Source organism: Acinetobacter sp. FDAARGOS_515 (genome assembly GCF_003938865.1).
GTDB lineage: Bacteria > Pseudomonadota > Gammaproteobacteria > Pseudomonadales > Moraxellaceae > Acinetobacter > Acinetobacter ursingii.
This window is the reverse complement of sequence record NZ_RKIX01000003.1, coordinates 2568137-2581768: the sequence shown is the minus strand read 5'-3', so window position 1 is coordinate 2581768 and position 13632 is coordinate 2568137. Positions and strand designations below refer to the sequence as shown.

Genomic DNA, 13632 nt, shown 5'->3' with positions numbered 1-13632 from the left:
GAATGAATATCAAAAAGTCCTCTCCTCTCAGGAGAGGATTTAGGAGAGGTGAAAAGAAATAAAAAAGGATTTGAAATGACGAAACGTGTTCCTATTTCTTTTGAATTTTTCCCGCCAAAAACTGACGCTGGTGCAGAAAAGTTAAAAATTGTTCACCAAGAACTCCAATTACTCAACCCTGAGTTTTTTTCGATTACTTATGGCGCAGGTGGTTCTACGCGTGAACGTACTTTAGCAGCCATCAATGATTTTAATGGTAAAGGCACGGCAGTTGCCCCTCACCTTTCTTGTATCGGCGATGATAAAGCGCGTATTGCTGAACTCTTAGATTTGTATCAATCACAAGGTATTAATCGTATCGTCGCATTACGTGGTGATTTGCCATCAGGTCAGGTTGGACTCGGTGAATTGCCTTATGCACAAGACTTGGTACGCTTTATCCGTGAACATTCTGGTGATCATTTTCATATTGAAGTCGCCGCTTACCCCGAAATGCATCCGCAGGCCGAAACATTTGATGCAGACATCAAGCGTTTTGTCGAGAAAGTTAACGCAGGTGCAAATGCAGGCATTACCCAGTTTTTCTTCAATCCAGATGCCTATTTCTACTTTATTGAACGCCTAGAAAAAGAAGGAATTACGATTCCAATTGCACCCGGGATTATGCCTATTACCAACGCCAGCAACCTCATTCGTTTTGCTGACGGTACAGGCGCTGAAATTCCTCGCTGGATTCGCAAACAACTTGCAGCCTATGGCGATGACAGTGCAAGCATTAAAGCTTTTGGTCATGAAGTTATTGTTAAACTTTGCGAACGTTTAATCGCAGGTGGTGCCCCAACACTTCACTTCTATTCAATGAACCAAACTGAACCTACTCGACAACTCGTTGTTGATCTCGGTTTAAACTAATTTGTACGAGCCTTACCCAATTATGAATCGCTTTTATATTGAAACAGAGTTAGATACCAATCAGTCTATAGAGTTAACTGAGTCAGTATTTCATCATTGGGTTCGTGTGCTTCGTGCAAAAGAGCAAGAGCAAGCCATCTTTTTCAATGGAAAAGGTGGTGAATATCTTGTAACGCTCACTGAAATTAATAAAAAAAATGCATTTGTCTCTGTTGATCACTTTGATCCCACTGATCGAACTCCGCCATTTCAGGTGCTTTTAGGTCAAGTGATGAGTAAAGGTGATCGCATGGATTACGCGATTCAAAAAGCAACCGAACTTGGCGTATCAACGATTCAACTGTTAACCAGCGAACGCTGTGAAATGCGACTTAAATATGAGCGTGACCAAAAGAAAATTGAACATTGGCAATCTGTTGCAATCGCAGCGTGTGAACAATGCGGTATGAACCGTGTTCCTAAAATTCTCGCTCCGATTTCTCTCGATGAATGGTTAGTTTCTGAACTCCCATCTTCTCGTTTTGTTTTAGCACCCAACAAAGACCAAGAAAATGTTTTACTTAATAGTTTATCTGAGATTGCCCTGCTCATTGGTCCAGAAGGTGGGCTCAGCGAAGCAGAAATCCAACAGTCTAATGAAAACGGTTTTCTAAACTGGTGTATTGGGGAAAGAGTTTTACGTACAGAAACAGCACCTGTCGTTGCGCTTTCAATTTTGAACTATCATTTTTTGTCAAAAGCCGACTAATTTAGTCGAAACAAATATTGATTTTCCATGTTAGGTATGACAACGTAAAACGACATTAACAAACACCTTCATTAACATTAAAAAAGTATTCTGATTTTATTTTTGTATTCACTTAATTGTTGTGTGAAATTTAACCGGAACATATTTATATGTCTGAACCACAAGAAACTGAATTGTACGATCATGTCGATACAGCTCATATCAAAAGCTCGATCAGACAGAGTAAAGCCTTACTCATTAATTTATTTTTACTCTGTATTTTTGACTATTTGTTATATCGTTTATTTTATAGTCCTGTTTCTTCTTTGTGTTTTAATATCTGGATTGCTGTTAGCAGTTTATTTTTTATAATTTGTTGGAGCATTTCTGAGTTTTATTTTAAAGAAAATCACTATGGTCTCAACAGCGCTAATCGTTGGATGCAATTTATTTGCTTCGGTAGTGGTGTAGTCATTGGTACAGGCATCTTATTAATCAATTTTAATTTGACATCGCTTAATCCCCCCTTAACAGCAGCTCATGTATTAACCTTAAGTTCAGTCTTATACATGATTACTGGGATTATTTGTCTGACTTATCTCACTCAATCTCTCAGACTTTTTTTTCTGGTTTTTTTACCTACTATTTTGCCTCTGTTTATTTCGCAGTTTGCTCATCCACAAACAGCTTATTCTTTATTTTATGTGGCATATAACTTTATCTTAATCATTTTTGTTTTTAGTGCATTTGCGTCTCATCGTAATAAACGGCGAATGTCGATTTTATTTTTCAAAAATAAAGAACTCAAACTAAATGCCGAAGAGCAAGTTAAATGGACCGATGAACTTTATCAACAGCTACAAGTTGAAATGGATAAATCCAAAGAAATTGAACTACAATTGCAACTGCATAATCAACTCCTTGAGCAAAAAGTCAAAGAAAGAACTTATGATATTGAAAAGATGAACGAAAGATTAGAAAACAACGCCCAAAATTTAAGATTAGCTCATGAAATTGCAGGAATTCGCCCGTGGCACTGGGATATTGAACACCGTAAAATCGAACTGACCACACCAGAACAAGATAGGATTACCAAAGATTGGAAATCACATCAAAGTTATCTTGAAAAAATTATCCATCCTGATGATTTATTGTTTGTCAAAAGAGCACTGTATCGACATTTAAGAGGCTACACATCACGTTTTGATGTGATCATGCGGATTCAATATGACGATCATTGGTACTGGGTGCAGGAAGTCGGTCAGGTGGTTTTGCGCCATCCACAAAGTAACATTCCTTTGCGAATGGTAGGTATTCGACGCGATATCAGCCAAGAGAAAAAAGATCAGGATCGACTCAAACTTGCGGCTAGTGTCGTTCAACAGGCAGCCGAAGGCATATTCGTTCTGGATGAAAATCTATGCTATGTCGATGCCAATCCTTGTTATGAGCAACTCACTGGATTTAAAAAACAGGAAATATTGGGCAAGCATTTATTTGATATTACCCAAAATGATAAATTCCAACAAAAAAACATGCACCTCAATATCACTAAGCAACTCTTACAAAAAGGTGAATTTGATGGTGAATTAAACGAGAATTTTTTATCAGGCAAAGAAGTCTCAATCTGGACGCATATCAATGCTGTTAAAAATGACAATGACCAAATTATTAATTATATCGGCATTGTCTCTGATCAAACTGAGAAAAAACGCCAAGAACAACGTTTATCTTATCTGGAAAATTACGACACACTCACCGATCTGCCAAATCGTTTTTATTATAACTATCAGCTTCATCAGTATTTAGTGAGTCAAAAAAATCCAATTAAACAGTTTGCAGTCATTCGTTTTAATATCGACCGTTTTAGAACATTAAATGAGTTTCTGACCAATAATGGTGGGGATGAGTTATTAAAAAAAGTCGCACAACGTTTGCGTTTAACTACACCTGAAGCACTGTTGGTCGCCCATTTAAATGGCGATGACTTTGCTATTCTTTATGAGATTTCACATATTCGCCCCTCTATCGAACAACATTGTTCTCGTATCTTTGAAAGTTTTATTGAACCTTTTCATGTTCAAGGTCATGACATTGTTGTTACTGTTTCGATGGGTGTCGCCTACTATCCTGAACACGGTCGTCAAATTGACAGTTTAAATAATCATGCTGAACAAGCTTTAAATGATGCTAAACGTTTAGGTGGCAATACCGTTTGTTATTATTCACCTGAAAAATCAGCATTATTAACTCAAGGCGTGAATATTGAACGTGAACTTCGTAATGCCATCAAAAATAATGAATTGGTCGTTTATTATCAGCCAAAAGTCTGCGCACAAAGCCACGATGTTTATGGCTTTGAAGCATTGGCGCGCTGGAATCATCCAACACGTGGATTAATTGGGCCTGACCTCTTTATTCCAATTGCGCAAGAAACCAGCCTTATTTCTGATATTGGTCGATTTGTGATCATGGAAACCGCTAAACAAATCAGGATTTGTGACGATTTAGGTTTTAAAAATATTTGCGTTTCAGTCAATGTCGTCGCCCAGCAGATTCATCGCGGTCAATTGCTCAACGATCTGGATGATGCCATGCAGTATTATCAAATTAACGGTAAAAAATTAGAACTTGAGATTACAGAGTCTTCACTCATGGACAGCTCTGAAATCGTTCAGGAAATGTTACAGGAAATTAAGCAAAGAGAAATTTTCATTTCGCTGGATGACTTTGGAACCGGTTATTCTTCTTTGGCGTATCTAACCGAATACCCAATTGATATTTTAAAAATTGATCGTAGTTTTATTTCTAAAATTGGAAATCCAAAACAGGAAGCTATCGTAAGCGCCATGATTGCCATGGGCAAAGCCATGAACCTGACTTTAGTGGCTGAAGGTGTCGAAACACAAGAACAGGCTGACTTTTTGAACCAACAAAAATGCGATATTTTGCAGGGCTTTTTATTTTCTAAACCGCTCAATCCTGAAAAGAGTACTGAGTTTTTAAAAACCCACAAATGTGTGGGTGAATAATTTATTCCGCTTTGAAAACCGTGAGTTCTAAGCAAATTGATAGTTTTTGACTGTGCGTAAAGCCCAACTAATGTTATATTCGAACGGCTTTACCCGTTACACCCAAGCATTCACTAGTTAACTCTTGTAACAATCGAGATTCAGATGGACGATCAATCATTAAAACAGGCTGCTTTGTATTATCATGAACATCCTACTCCAGGGAAAATCAGCGTTACACCAAGCAAGCAACTTGTCAATCAGCATGACTTGGCTCTTGCTTATTCTCCGGGAGTTGCAGCTCCATGTTTAGAGATTGAACGCGATCCTTCTACAGCGGCAAAATATACTGCGCGCGGAAATTTGGTCGCAGTGGTCAGTAATGGTACGGCAGTTTTAGGTCTTGGTAATATTGGACCTTTGGCATCTAAGCCTGTTATGGAAGGTAAAGGCGTTCTCTTTAAAAAATTTGCGGGCGTAGACGTTTTTGATATTGAAATTGCAGAAAATGATCCCGATAAAATCGTGGACATTGTTGCTGCTTTAGAACCTACTTTTGGCGGTATTAACCTCGAAGATATCAAAGCCCCAGAATGCTTTTATATAGAGAAAAAACTTCGTGAACGCATGAATATTCCTGTGTTTCATGATGACCAACATGGAACCAGTATTATTGTGGGTTCAGCATTATTAAATGCACTGCAACTGGTCAACAAAAAAATCGAAGACATTAAAATTGTAGCGTCAGGCGCTGGTGCTGCAGCATTATCTTGTCTGGATTTATTATGTGCACTTGGTGTGCGTAAAGAAAACATCACCGTTGCCGATTCACGTGGACTTTTAACCACGTCTCGTGATGGTCTAGATGATTCTAAAAAGCGCTATGTTCAAGATATTCCACAAACCAAACTTCATGAAGTTATGGCGGGTGCGGATATGTTCTTAGGTCTTTCTGCGGCAGGTATTTTGACCAAAGAAATGGTCAAGGAAATGGCAGAAAATCCAATCATCTTTGCATTGGCAAATCCAGATCCTGAAATTTTACCTGAACATGCACACGAAGTTCGTCCTGATGTCATTATGGCGACTGGTCGTTCAGACTATCCAAATCAGGTAAACAATGCACTTTGTTTCCCTTACATTTTCCGTGGGGCACTTGATGTAGGTGCAACCACGATCAATGAAGAAATGAAAATTGCCTGTGTGCATGCCATCGCGCGTATGGCACACGTAGAAGCAGATGCTGCAACCTATGGTGAGAAATCTGCTTCATTTGGTCGTGATTACCTGATTCCTCGTCCATTGGATCAGCGTTTGATTCTTGAAATCGCGCCTGCCGTTGCAAAAGCAGCCATGGATTCAGGTGTTGCCACTCGTCCGATCGAAGATTTTGCAGCATATCGTCAAAAATTGTCTGAGTTTGTCTATAACTCAGCGTTTATGATGAAACCGATTTTCTCTCAAGCAAAAACTGATCCTAAACGTATTGCGTATGCAGAAGGTGAAGATCAACGTGTCCTTCGCGCTGCACAAATCGCAGTAGATGAAGGCATTGCCTTTCCAATTTTGGTCGGTCGTACAGCGGTCATCGAAAACAATATCAAAAAACTAGGCTTACGTTTAGAACATGGCACTAATATTGAGATTGTAGACCAAGAAAAAAATCCGCTCTATGAAGAGTTTTGGAAAGATTATCACCACACTATGCAACGTAAAGGTGTTACAGAGGAATACGCGCAACGTGAAGCACGTCGCCGCTCGACACTGATCGCCGCATTGTTGGTTAAATTTGGCAAAGCGGATGGCATGCTATGTGGTACATATAGTAGTTATGATATCCATCTCGACTTTGTGAGCAATGTCATTGGACTTAAAGAAGGTGTAAACAACTTCTTTACCCTCAATGCATTGATGCTAGAAGATCGCAATTTGTTTATTGCTGATACCTATGTGAATACTAATCCGACCGCAGAGCAATTAGTGGATATGACCATTATGGCTGCTGAGGAAGTTCGCCGTTTTGGTATTACGCCACGTATTGCTTTGCTCTCACATTCAAGCTTTGGTAGCGACCAGAACGATCCAAGCGCGAAAAAAATGCGTGAAGTTTATCGCTTGTTATCTGAACGCGCGCCTGAGCTAGAAGTTGAAGGTGAAATGCATGGTGATGCAGCACTTGATGAAAGTATTCGTCACTTTGCATTCCCAAATTCGCGTTTCAAAGGTTCTGCAAATCTATTGATCATGCCGAATCTGGATTCAGCGAATATTTCATTTAACTTACTGAAAGCCACTTCAGGGAACAATGTCACCATTGGACCTATTTTACTGGGTGCAGCAAAACCTGTACATATTTTGACACCAACCGCAACAACACGTCGTGTCTTGAATATGACAGCATTGACTGTCGCAGAAATTCAGCAAAGCGGTGGCTAATTCTTTAAACTTAAGAGATTAGAAAAGCTTAACTTTGTGACTTGAGAAAACCTCTGTTCTGTAGCATCATGAGCTTAAGAACAGAGGTTTTTTCATGCATGTTTATTTAGTAGGCGGTGCCGTACGCGATTTTTTACTTGGGCACCCCTATCACGAAAAAGATTATGTCGTGGTGGGAGCAACACCACAGCAATTGCTTAATCAGGGCTATCAGCCTGTTGGTAAAGATTTTCCTGTATTTCTACATCCACAAACCAAAGATGAATATGCTCTTGCGCGTACCGAACGTAAATCGGGTATCGGTTATCATGGTTTTCAATTTTTTACCGATCCAGACGTCACACTTGAAGATGATTTAATTCGACGTGATCTCACGATTAATGCCATTGCAATGGATGAAACTTCAGGTGAGATTTTTGATCCTTATGGTGGTCAACAAGATCTGGAACTTAAACTGCTACGTCATGTATCCGATGCTTTTTTAGAAGATCCGCTTCGCGTATTACGAGTTGCACGATTTGCAGCACGTTATTTTCAATACGGGTTTAGGATTGCTCCAGAAACATTGAATTTGATGCAACAATTAAGTCAGTCTGGTGAATTAGATGCGCTCACACCTGAACGTGTCTGGAAAGAAACCTCCAGAGCCTTGATGGAAACTCATGCCAATATCTATTTTGAAGTTTTACATCAATGTGGCGCACTAAAAGTTTTATTTCCAGAAATCGAAGCTTTATTTGGTGTACCACAACGTCCTGAATACCATCCTGAAATTGACTGTGGCATTCATACCTTGATGGCCTTGCAACAAGCGTGTAATGCCCATTACTCACTTGATGTACGCTATGCGGTTTTAGTACATGACTTGGGTAAAGCACTTACGCCTATAGATGAACTTCCACGTCATATCATGCACGAAGAACGCGGTGTTGCGCCTGTTCAAGATTTATCTGATCGATTAAAAGTTCCAACACAACTTAAACAATTGGCAGTTTCAGTCTGTAAAGAACATTTAAAATGCCATCAAGCTATGACCTTAAAACCAGGAACCCTATGGCGCCTACTGCAACGTTTGGATGTTCTAAGACGTCCTGAACGAGTTGAAGCGTTTATTCAAGCCTGTGAATGTGATGCACGCGGTCGATTAGGTTTAGAAGATCGTGCGTATCCACAAGCTGAATATATGCGTAAAGCCATGCATATTGTCCGTTCAATTAAAGCTTCAGATTTGCCTGAAGATATTCATGGCGCAGAGATTGGTGAAATGCTGATTCAGTATCGAATTGATGCTTTGGCTGATCTCAAACAGCAACATGAGAATAACGTTTAGATGGCACGATATAAAATTGCATAAAAAAACCTGAGAAAATCTCAGGTTTTTTTATATCAATGGCTTAAATTAAGCTTCTGGCGCTGGGCTATATTGCTCAATTAAAGGTTTTAACTCACCATTTTGGAACATTTCCAGCATGATATCGCTACCACCAACCAACTCACCATTGACCCAAAGCTGTGGGAAAGTCGGCCAATTCGCAATTTGTGGCAGTGTTGCACGAATATCAGGATTTTCCAGAATATTCACATAGGCAAATGGACGACCAATTTGACTGAGTGCTTCAACCGCACGCGCAGAGAAACCACATTGTGGAAACTGCGGAGTGCCTTTCATATAAAGTAAAACCGAGTGCTTAGCAATTTGATCGCGAATCAGTGCTTCGGTGTCACGTGCTTGTTCAGTCATAGATAAATCCTCAACTATTCTGCGACTATTATACCTAAAACCAGTGTGTTTGTTAGGATAGAACATGATAATTCTATTTTAATTTCGTTTAGCCCTTTCATTCTGCGGTTGTTTTTGCTTATATAAACCCTTTCCTTTTATTCAACAGATAAGAGTTCGTCATGAATCACATTACTCTCGCCCCTGTACAACCTGATCAACCTTCACATTTGATGGCAACCTATGGCCGCCAAGCGATCAGTTTTGTACGAGGACGAGGTTCTTATCTTTATACAGAAGATGGCACAGAATATCTGGATGCTCTCACAGGTATAGCCGTTTGTGGCTTAGGTCATTCGCATCCTGTTATTGCAGAAGCGATTGCTGAACAGGCAGCCACTTTAATTCATACCAGCAACCTATTTGAAATCCCGTGGCAAACTGCTGCGGCACAAAAACTGGCCGAAGTTTCAGGCATGCAGGAAGTTTTCTTTTCCAATAGCGGCGCTGAAGCTAACGAAGGCGCAATTAAAATTGCACGCAAGTACGCCAGCCAACAAGGCATTCAAAATCCTAAAATCGTCGTTGCTGAAAAATCTTTTCATGGGCGTACATTGGCGACGCTATCTGCAACAGGTAATAGTAAAGTTCAGGAAGGCTTTTTTCCTCTAGTTGAAGGATTTATTCGTGTGCCTTTCGGAGATTTGGAAGCATTGCAGGAAGTTGCTTTGCAACATCCCGATATTGTCGCGATTTTGATTGAACCGATTCAAGGTGAAGGTGGGATCAATACTGCACCGCAGGGTTTTAGCTATCTAGAAGATGTTCGCGCTCTATGTAATCAGCATAACTGGCTGATGATGCTCGATGAAATTCAGACGGGTAATGGTCGTACAGGTCAATATTTTGCATATCAACATACCAATATTGTTCCAGATGTTTTAACGACTGCTAAAGGTTTGGGAAATGGCTTTCCTATTGGTGCTGTAATGACTCAAGCCAAAGCGGTAGGCATACTCGGGCCAGGTAGCCATGGTTCAACCTATGGTGGAACTGTGCTAGGTTCACGTGTGGTTTATACGGTGATTGATACGATTCAGAAAGAGAATGCAGTAGAAAATGCTGCAAAAGTGGGAAGCTACATTGTCGAGCAGTTACGTGAGCAACTTTCTGGTTTAAATGTCGAAGTGCGTGGTTTTGGGATGATGATTGGTGTTGAATTACCAAAAGCCTGCCCTGAAATGGTCGCTATCGCACGTGATGAATATAAATTGATTGTCAATGTTACCGCGGGTTCTGTAGTACGTTTACTGCCCCCTCTAAATATGACTCAAGAACAAGCTGATGATTTATTATCGCGTTTAGTTCCAGCCATTAAGCAATTTTTAGCTTAAGTTTTAAGTTAAAAGCGTCTGTTTGAAAGCCACAATCATGTTGTGGCTTTTTTATCGACATTAAAAAATAAAAAATCGAGCTATTGGCATAACTCGATTTTTTACCTGCTGTATTTACGGATATACGATGCGTTTAAGAGGCTTCCTGAAAAGTTCGTCCACCGGGTAACTGGCTAAAATACTGCTTTAACGCATCCAGACAACGATGAATCTTCATCGGCTGTTGTTCACGCTTAGACGTAATTGCATACAGTGTAAAAGCAGGTAGATTCCAATCTGGTAAGACTTCAACCAAAGAACCATTTACAAGCTCTTTTTGTACATCCAAGTACAGAATTCTGGTAAACCATGTCCTTGTTGACATAAAGATTTCGCGACAAAAACATTATTCGTTTGTAGACGAGTTTTCATGTCTATCGTTACGGACTCACCATTTGTAGCATGCTGAAATGAAAAGTGCTGGTAATTATTCATTAGATTTACAGGAATCAGATCATGATTCTTTAAATCTTCAGGACGCGAAATGGGGGCTGATTGATTCAAATAGCTTGGTGAAGCGACCAAAACCTGATCGACACGTGCCATTGGAATAATAGTTAAGTTTTGATCCTCAATTTTTGGGCTCATACGAATGGCAATATCAATGCGCCCTTCGATAAGATCAATATATCGATGATCTGCTTCAAAATTTACAGATAGTCCACGATGTGCAGACATCCAGTGAGATAAAGCTGGGACAACATGTAAGGCGCCTAATTCGGGAGTAGTTGCAATACGCAAATCTCCAACCAAATCATCACGCAATTCATTAATACGAATCTTGCCACGTTCCGCAGCAGCTAGCATTTCCTGGCAACTGTGGAAAAAAGCTTGTCCAGCCTCAGTTAAGCTTAATTTACGGGTAGAACGGTGAAGAAGTGTTACTTCCATGTCCTGCTCTAGAGACCGAATCTGTTGACTCACTGCACTGGTGGTAATACCCAGATCACGGGCGGCACCACTAAACGAACTTTTCTCTACAACACAAGCAAACACTCCCATTGCTCGAAGTTGATCTAACATAAATTTCCCTCTAAACTTATGAGATGCAGTTATCATTATTTGATAAAGGCATCTCATTGTATTATACGGAGAAATTTAGTTTTTGCATTATTTAATTTCAACTTTCAACTAGTTCATTGGGATAATATTTGCAGGATTAATGGGTTTACCATCTAAGCGAATTTGGAACTCTAACATGACGCGATTGGTGCCAGATGAGCCCATTTCCGCAATTTTTTGTCCTGCTGTGACATTGTCGCCACTTTTAACCAGCATTTTATTGTTATGCGCATAAGCCGTAATGTAGCCATCAATATGTTTGATCAACACTAAATTACCGTACTCTTTAAGTCCATCCGCAGCATAGACAACTTGCCCATTTGCTGCTGCATAAATTGGGTCCCCTAGATTTCCACCATAGCGTAGACCTTTTACATTTGTTGCTGGATTAAATTGCTGAATCACGGGTCCAGCCGATGGTTTTACCCAACGTAAACTGGTTGAAGTTGGCGTTGCTGTAATAACTGGTGCTGTTGTTACAGGTGCAACAGCTGGAGTGACTGGACGAGATGTCGTCTGTGTGGTCGTCGATGGTGTTGTAGGCAGTGCAATGGTTTGACGTTGTATTGGTGCAGCTTGGGTAATAGGTTGCGTCGTCGTGGTACGTTTGGCTGCGGAACCTTTTAAACGTAAGGACTGGTTGACATAAATTCGATATGGTGGCGCGATATCATTTAATTGTGCAATATTGATGTAATTCAAACCATAACGCGCAGCAATTCCACTCAAGGTATCACCTGAGCGCACCGTATAATAATCCGGTGAATTCATTACACGGTTTGAATTTGAAATTTGTGGCTTAGAAGCGCAACCTGTTATTGCAAGTGCGGAGACAACCGCCACAGATATCATTATTTTTTTTAGAAATCTATGGCTTGAAATAAACGCGATTTCACTTTCATGTCGAAGCAATGGCATCGATCTCCCTCTCTCATCAATATAAAACAACAGACATTTGCGCTAAGAGTACCAAAAAAGGACGAAGACGCACGTTCAACGTCCTAATTTTCACAAAGTTATAACATTCTGCACTGTTTAACGATGGGTTTATTTTCAAATAGATCAAGATAATGATTTTTGCAAATCTTCAAGTATTGCATAGTTAGTAGCATCCATCTGAATAGGCGTAATGCTGACATAACCATTGGCAACTGCAAAAAAATCGGACTGGGCATGGCTAGGTGTTCTTTTAGGATCTGTCACCGCTTCACCAGCGAGTCCAATCCAGTACACTTGTCGACCACGCGGATCAACATGGCTCGTAATTGGCTTAGACTGTGCACGAAGCCCCTGATATGTGATCTTTTCACCCATAAGTTCTGGCACATCTGGAATATTAATATTCAAAATATGACGAGGCGGTAACTGTGGTAAGCCTCGCGCGATAAAATCATGTACCCATTGAGCGGCAACAGCATAATCATCTGCATGTTCATAAGACCGCACATTGCTGCCCGCTAGAGACACAGCAATAGCAGGCTGTTTCATTAAACGTCCTTCAAACGCAGCACCGACTGTACCTGAATAAAGCACATCATCACCGAGATTTGCCCCGCTATTAATGCCACTCACAACCAGATCAAATTCAAAATCGAACAAACCATTCATGGAAAGATAGACACAATCTGCTGGTGTACCATTGACTGCCCAGACATCCTGTGCAATTGGAATGGGACGTAAAGGACGATCTAAGGTCAACGCACTAGAAAATCCACTTCGCTCACTTTCTGGAGCGACCACAACAACACGACCTAAGGGTTTTAAAGCTTGCGCAAGCGCCTGAATGCCGGGTGCAAAAACACCATCATCGTTGGCTATAAGAATATTCACAAAACACGATCTCGATAAATGACTGATGAGGTTATTCAATTGAAATATTCATTGAATTATATATATTTAGCGACTAAATTCATTAATAATTTTGTGAAACCATGAGAACGTCATTTATATCACGCTTTTGTTTATTTACTTTAACGGCAATCACATTTAGTCAAATGGCATTTGCAAACGAAGCATTGTCTCAGGCAGAACGTAATGCGTTAGTCAAAGAAGATATTGCAGGAACACAAGTTTTAAGTGAAGTTTGCCCTACTCTGATTGGGAAAAATGCGACATTTGAGCAAAATATTCAAAAATTGATTCAAACGAATCTAAAAGCCTATTCAGGTCAGAGCATGACATTTGCAGCATTACAAAATGATGCTGAATATAAATCTCTATTGGCTGACGCACATCAAACACTCAAAGAAACTTCGACTGATGAACAAAAAACAGTGTGTGAAGATGTTTTAAGTTATCAAGAATAAGTTGTCGATCTAGTCAAATTTTGGT

10 protein-coding genes and 1 pseudogene are annotated in these 13632 nt (G+C 40.0%); 7 read left to right on the top strand and 4 right to left on the bottom strand.

Annotated elements, in window-relative coordinates; genetic code table 11:
* The first annotated feature begins 75 nt into the window (after positions 1–75).
* From metF to EGS47_RS14005, 5 genes are all read left to right on the top strand, one after another.
* Positions 76–912, top strand: coding sequence for a methylenetetrahydrofolate reductase [NAD(P)H] (gene metF / locus EGS47_RS14025; RefSeq protein ID WP_044433544.1), 837 nt, complete (start codon positions 76–78; stop codon positions 910–912).
* Between the two features lie 22 nt (positions 913–934).
* Positions 935–1660, top strand: coding sequence for a 16S rRNA (uracil(1498)-N(3))-methyltransferase (locus tag EGS47_RS14020; RefSeq protein ID WP_004988312.1), 726 nt, complete (start codon positions 935–937; stop codon positions 1658–1660).
* Positions 1661–1809: 149 nt separating this feature from the next.
* Positions 1810–4671, top strand: coding sequence for a GGDEF domain-containing phosphodiesterase (locus tag EGS47_RS14015; protein WP_125269741.1), 2862 nt, complete (start codon positions 1810–1812; stop codon positions 4669–4671).
* Between the two features lie 144 nt (positions 4672–4815).
* Complete coding sequence (locus EGS47_RS14010) at positions 4816–7086, top strand: NADP-dependent malic enzyme (protein ID WP_004988316.1); 2271 nt, start codon at positions 4816–4818, stop codon at positions 7084–7086.
* 94 nt (positions 7087–7180) lie between these two features.
* Entirely contained in the window at positions 7181–8416 is a 1236-nt protein-coding gene (locus EGS47_RS14005; RefSeq protein WP_119686618.1) for a multifunctional CCA addition/repair protein, read from the top strand.
* Positions 8417–8485: 69 nt separating this feature from the next.
* Here EGS47_RS14005 and grxD read toward each other — a convergent pair whose 3' ends face one another.
* Entirely contained in the window at positions 8486–8827 is a 342-nt protein-coding gene (gene grxD / locus EGS47_RS14000) for a Grx4 family monothiol glutaredoxin (protein ID WP_004988322.1), read from the bottom strand.
* A gap of 161 nt (positions 8828–8988) precedes the next feature.
* Here grxD and EGS47_RS13995 point away from each other — a divergent pair, with 161 nt between their 5' ends.
* A complete protein-coding gene (locus EGS47_RS13995; protein WP_004998371.1) occupies positions 8989–10200 on the top strand; it encodes an aspartate aminotransferase family protein in 1212 nt (403 codons plus the stop codon).
* Between the two features lie 133 nt (positions 10201–10333).
* On the opposite strand, the pseudogene EGS47_RS13990 reads toward EGS47_RS13995, so the two are convergent.
* The 3 genes and pseudogenes from EGS47_RS13990 to surE all read right to left on the bottom strand — a co-directional run bounded on the left by EGS47_RS13990 (position 10334) and on the right by surE (position 13131).
* Positions 10334–11262: pseudogene (locus EGS47_RS13990) on the bottom strand (LysR family transcriptional regulator).
* 108 nt (positions 11263–11370) lie between these two features.
* Positions 11371–12219, bottom strand: coding sequence for a peptidoglycan DD-metalloendopeptidase family protein (locus EGS47_RS13985; protein WP_119686619.1), 849 nt, complete (start codon positions 12217–12219; stop codon positions 11371–11373).
* Positions 12220–12363: 144 nt separating this feature from the next.
* Positions 12364–13131 (bottom strand): 5'/3'-nucleotidase SurE, encoded by a 768-nt coding sequence (gene surE, locus EGS47_RS13980; protein WP_119686620.1) that lies wholly within the window; start codon positions 13129–13131, stop codon positions 12364–12366.
* A 101-nt stretch (positions 13132–13232) separates the two neighbouring features.
* On the opposite strand from surE, the gene EGS47_RS13975 reads away from it, so the two are divergent.
* Positions 13233–13607 carry an MCR_0457 family protein gene (locus EGS47_RS13975; protein ID WP_119686621.1) on the top strand — a complete coding sequence of 125 codons (375 nt, stop codon included), beginning with the start codon at positions 13233–13235 and terminating at the stop codon, positions 13605–13607.
* Positions 13608–13632 lie beyond the last annotated feature (25 nt).

What these genes read in the sequence shown, in the direction of transcription:
- metF (WP_044433544.1), top strand. Translation starts at nt 76, where the DNA reads ATGACGAAACGTGTTCCTATTTCTTTTGAATTTTTCCCGCCAAAAACT.
- EGS47_RS14020 (WP_004988312.1), top strand. Translation starts at nt 935, where the DNA reads ATGAATCGCTTTTATATTGAAACAGAGTTAGATACCAATCAGTCTATA.
- EGS47_RS14015 (WP_125269741.1), top strand. Translation starts at nt 1,810, where the DNA reads ATGTCTGAACCACAAGAAACTGAATTGTACGATCATGTCGATACAGCT.
- EGS47_RS14010 (WP_004988316.1), top strand. Translation starts at nt 4,816, where the DNA reads ATGGACGATCAATCATTAAAACAGGCTGCTTTGTATTATCATGAACAT.
- EGS47_RS14005 (WP_119686618.1), top strand. Translation starts at nt 7,181, where the DNA reads ATGCATGTTTATTTAGTAGGCGGTGCCGTACGCGATTTTTTACTTGGG.
- grxD (WP_004988322.1), bottom strand. Translation starts at nt 8,827, where the DNA reads ATGACTGAACAAGCACGTGACACCGAAGCACTGATTCGCGATCAAATT.
- EGS47_RS13995 (WP_004998371.1), top strand. Translation starts at nt 8,989, where the DNA reads ATGAATCACATTACTCTCGCCCCTGTACAACCTGATCAACCTTCACAT.
- EGS47_RS13985 (WP_119686619.1), bottom strand. Translation starts at nt 12,219, where the DNA reads ATGCCATTGCTTCGACATGAAAGTGAAATCGCGTTTATTTCAAGCCAT.
- EGS47_RS13975 (WP_119686621.1), top strand. Translation starts at nt 13,233, where the DNA reads ATGAGAACGTCATTTATATCACGCTTTTGTTTATTTACTTTAACGGCA.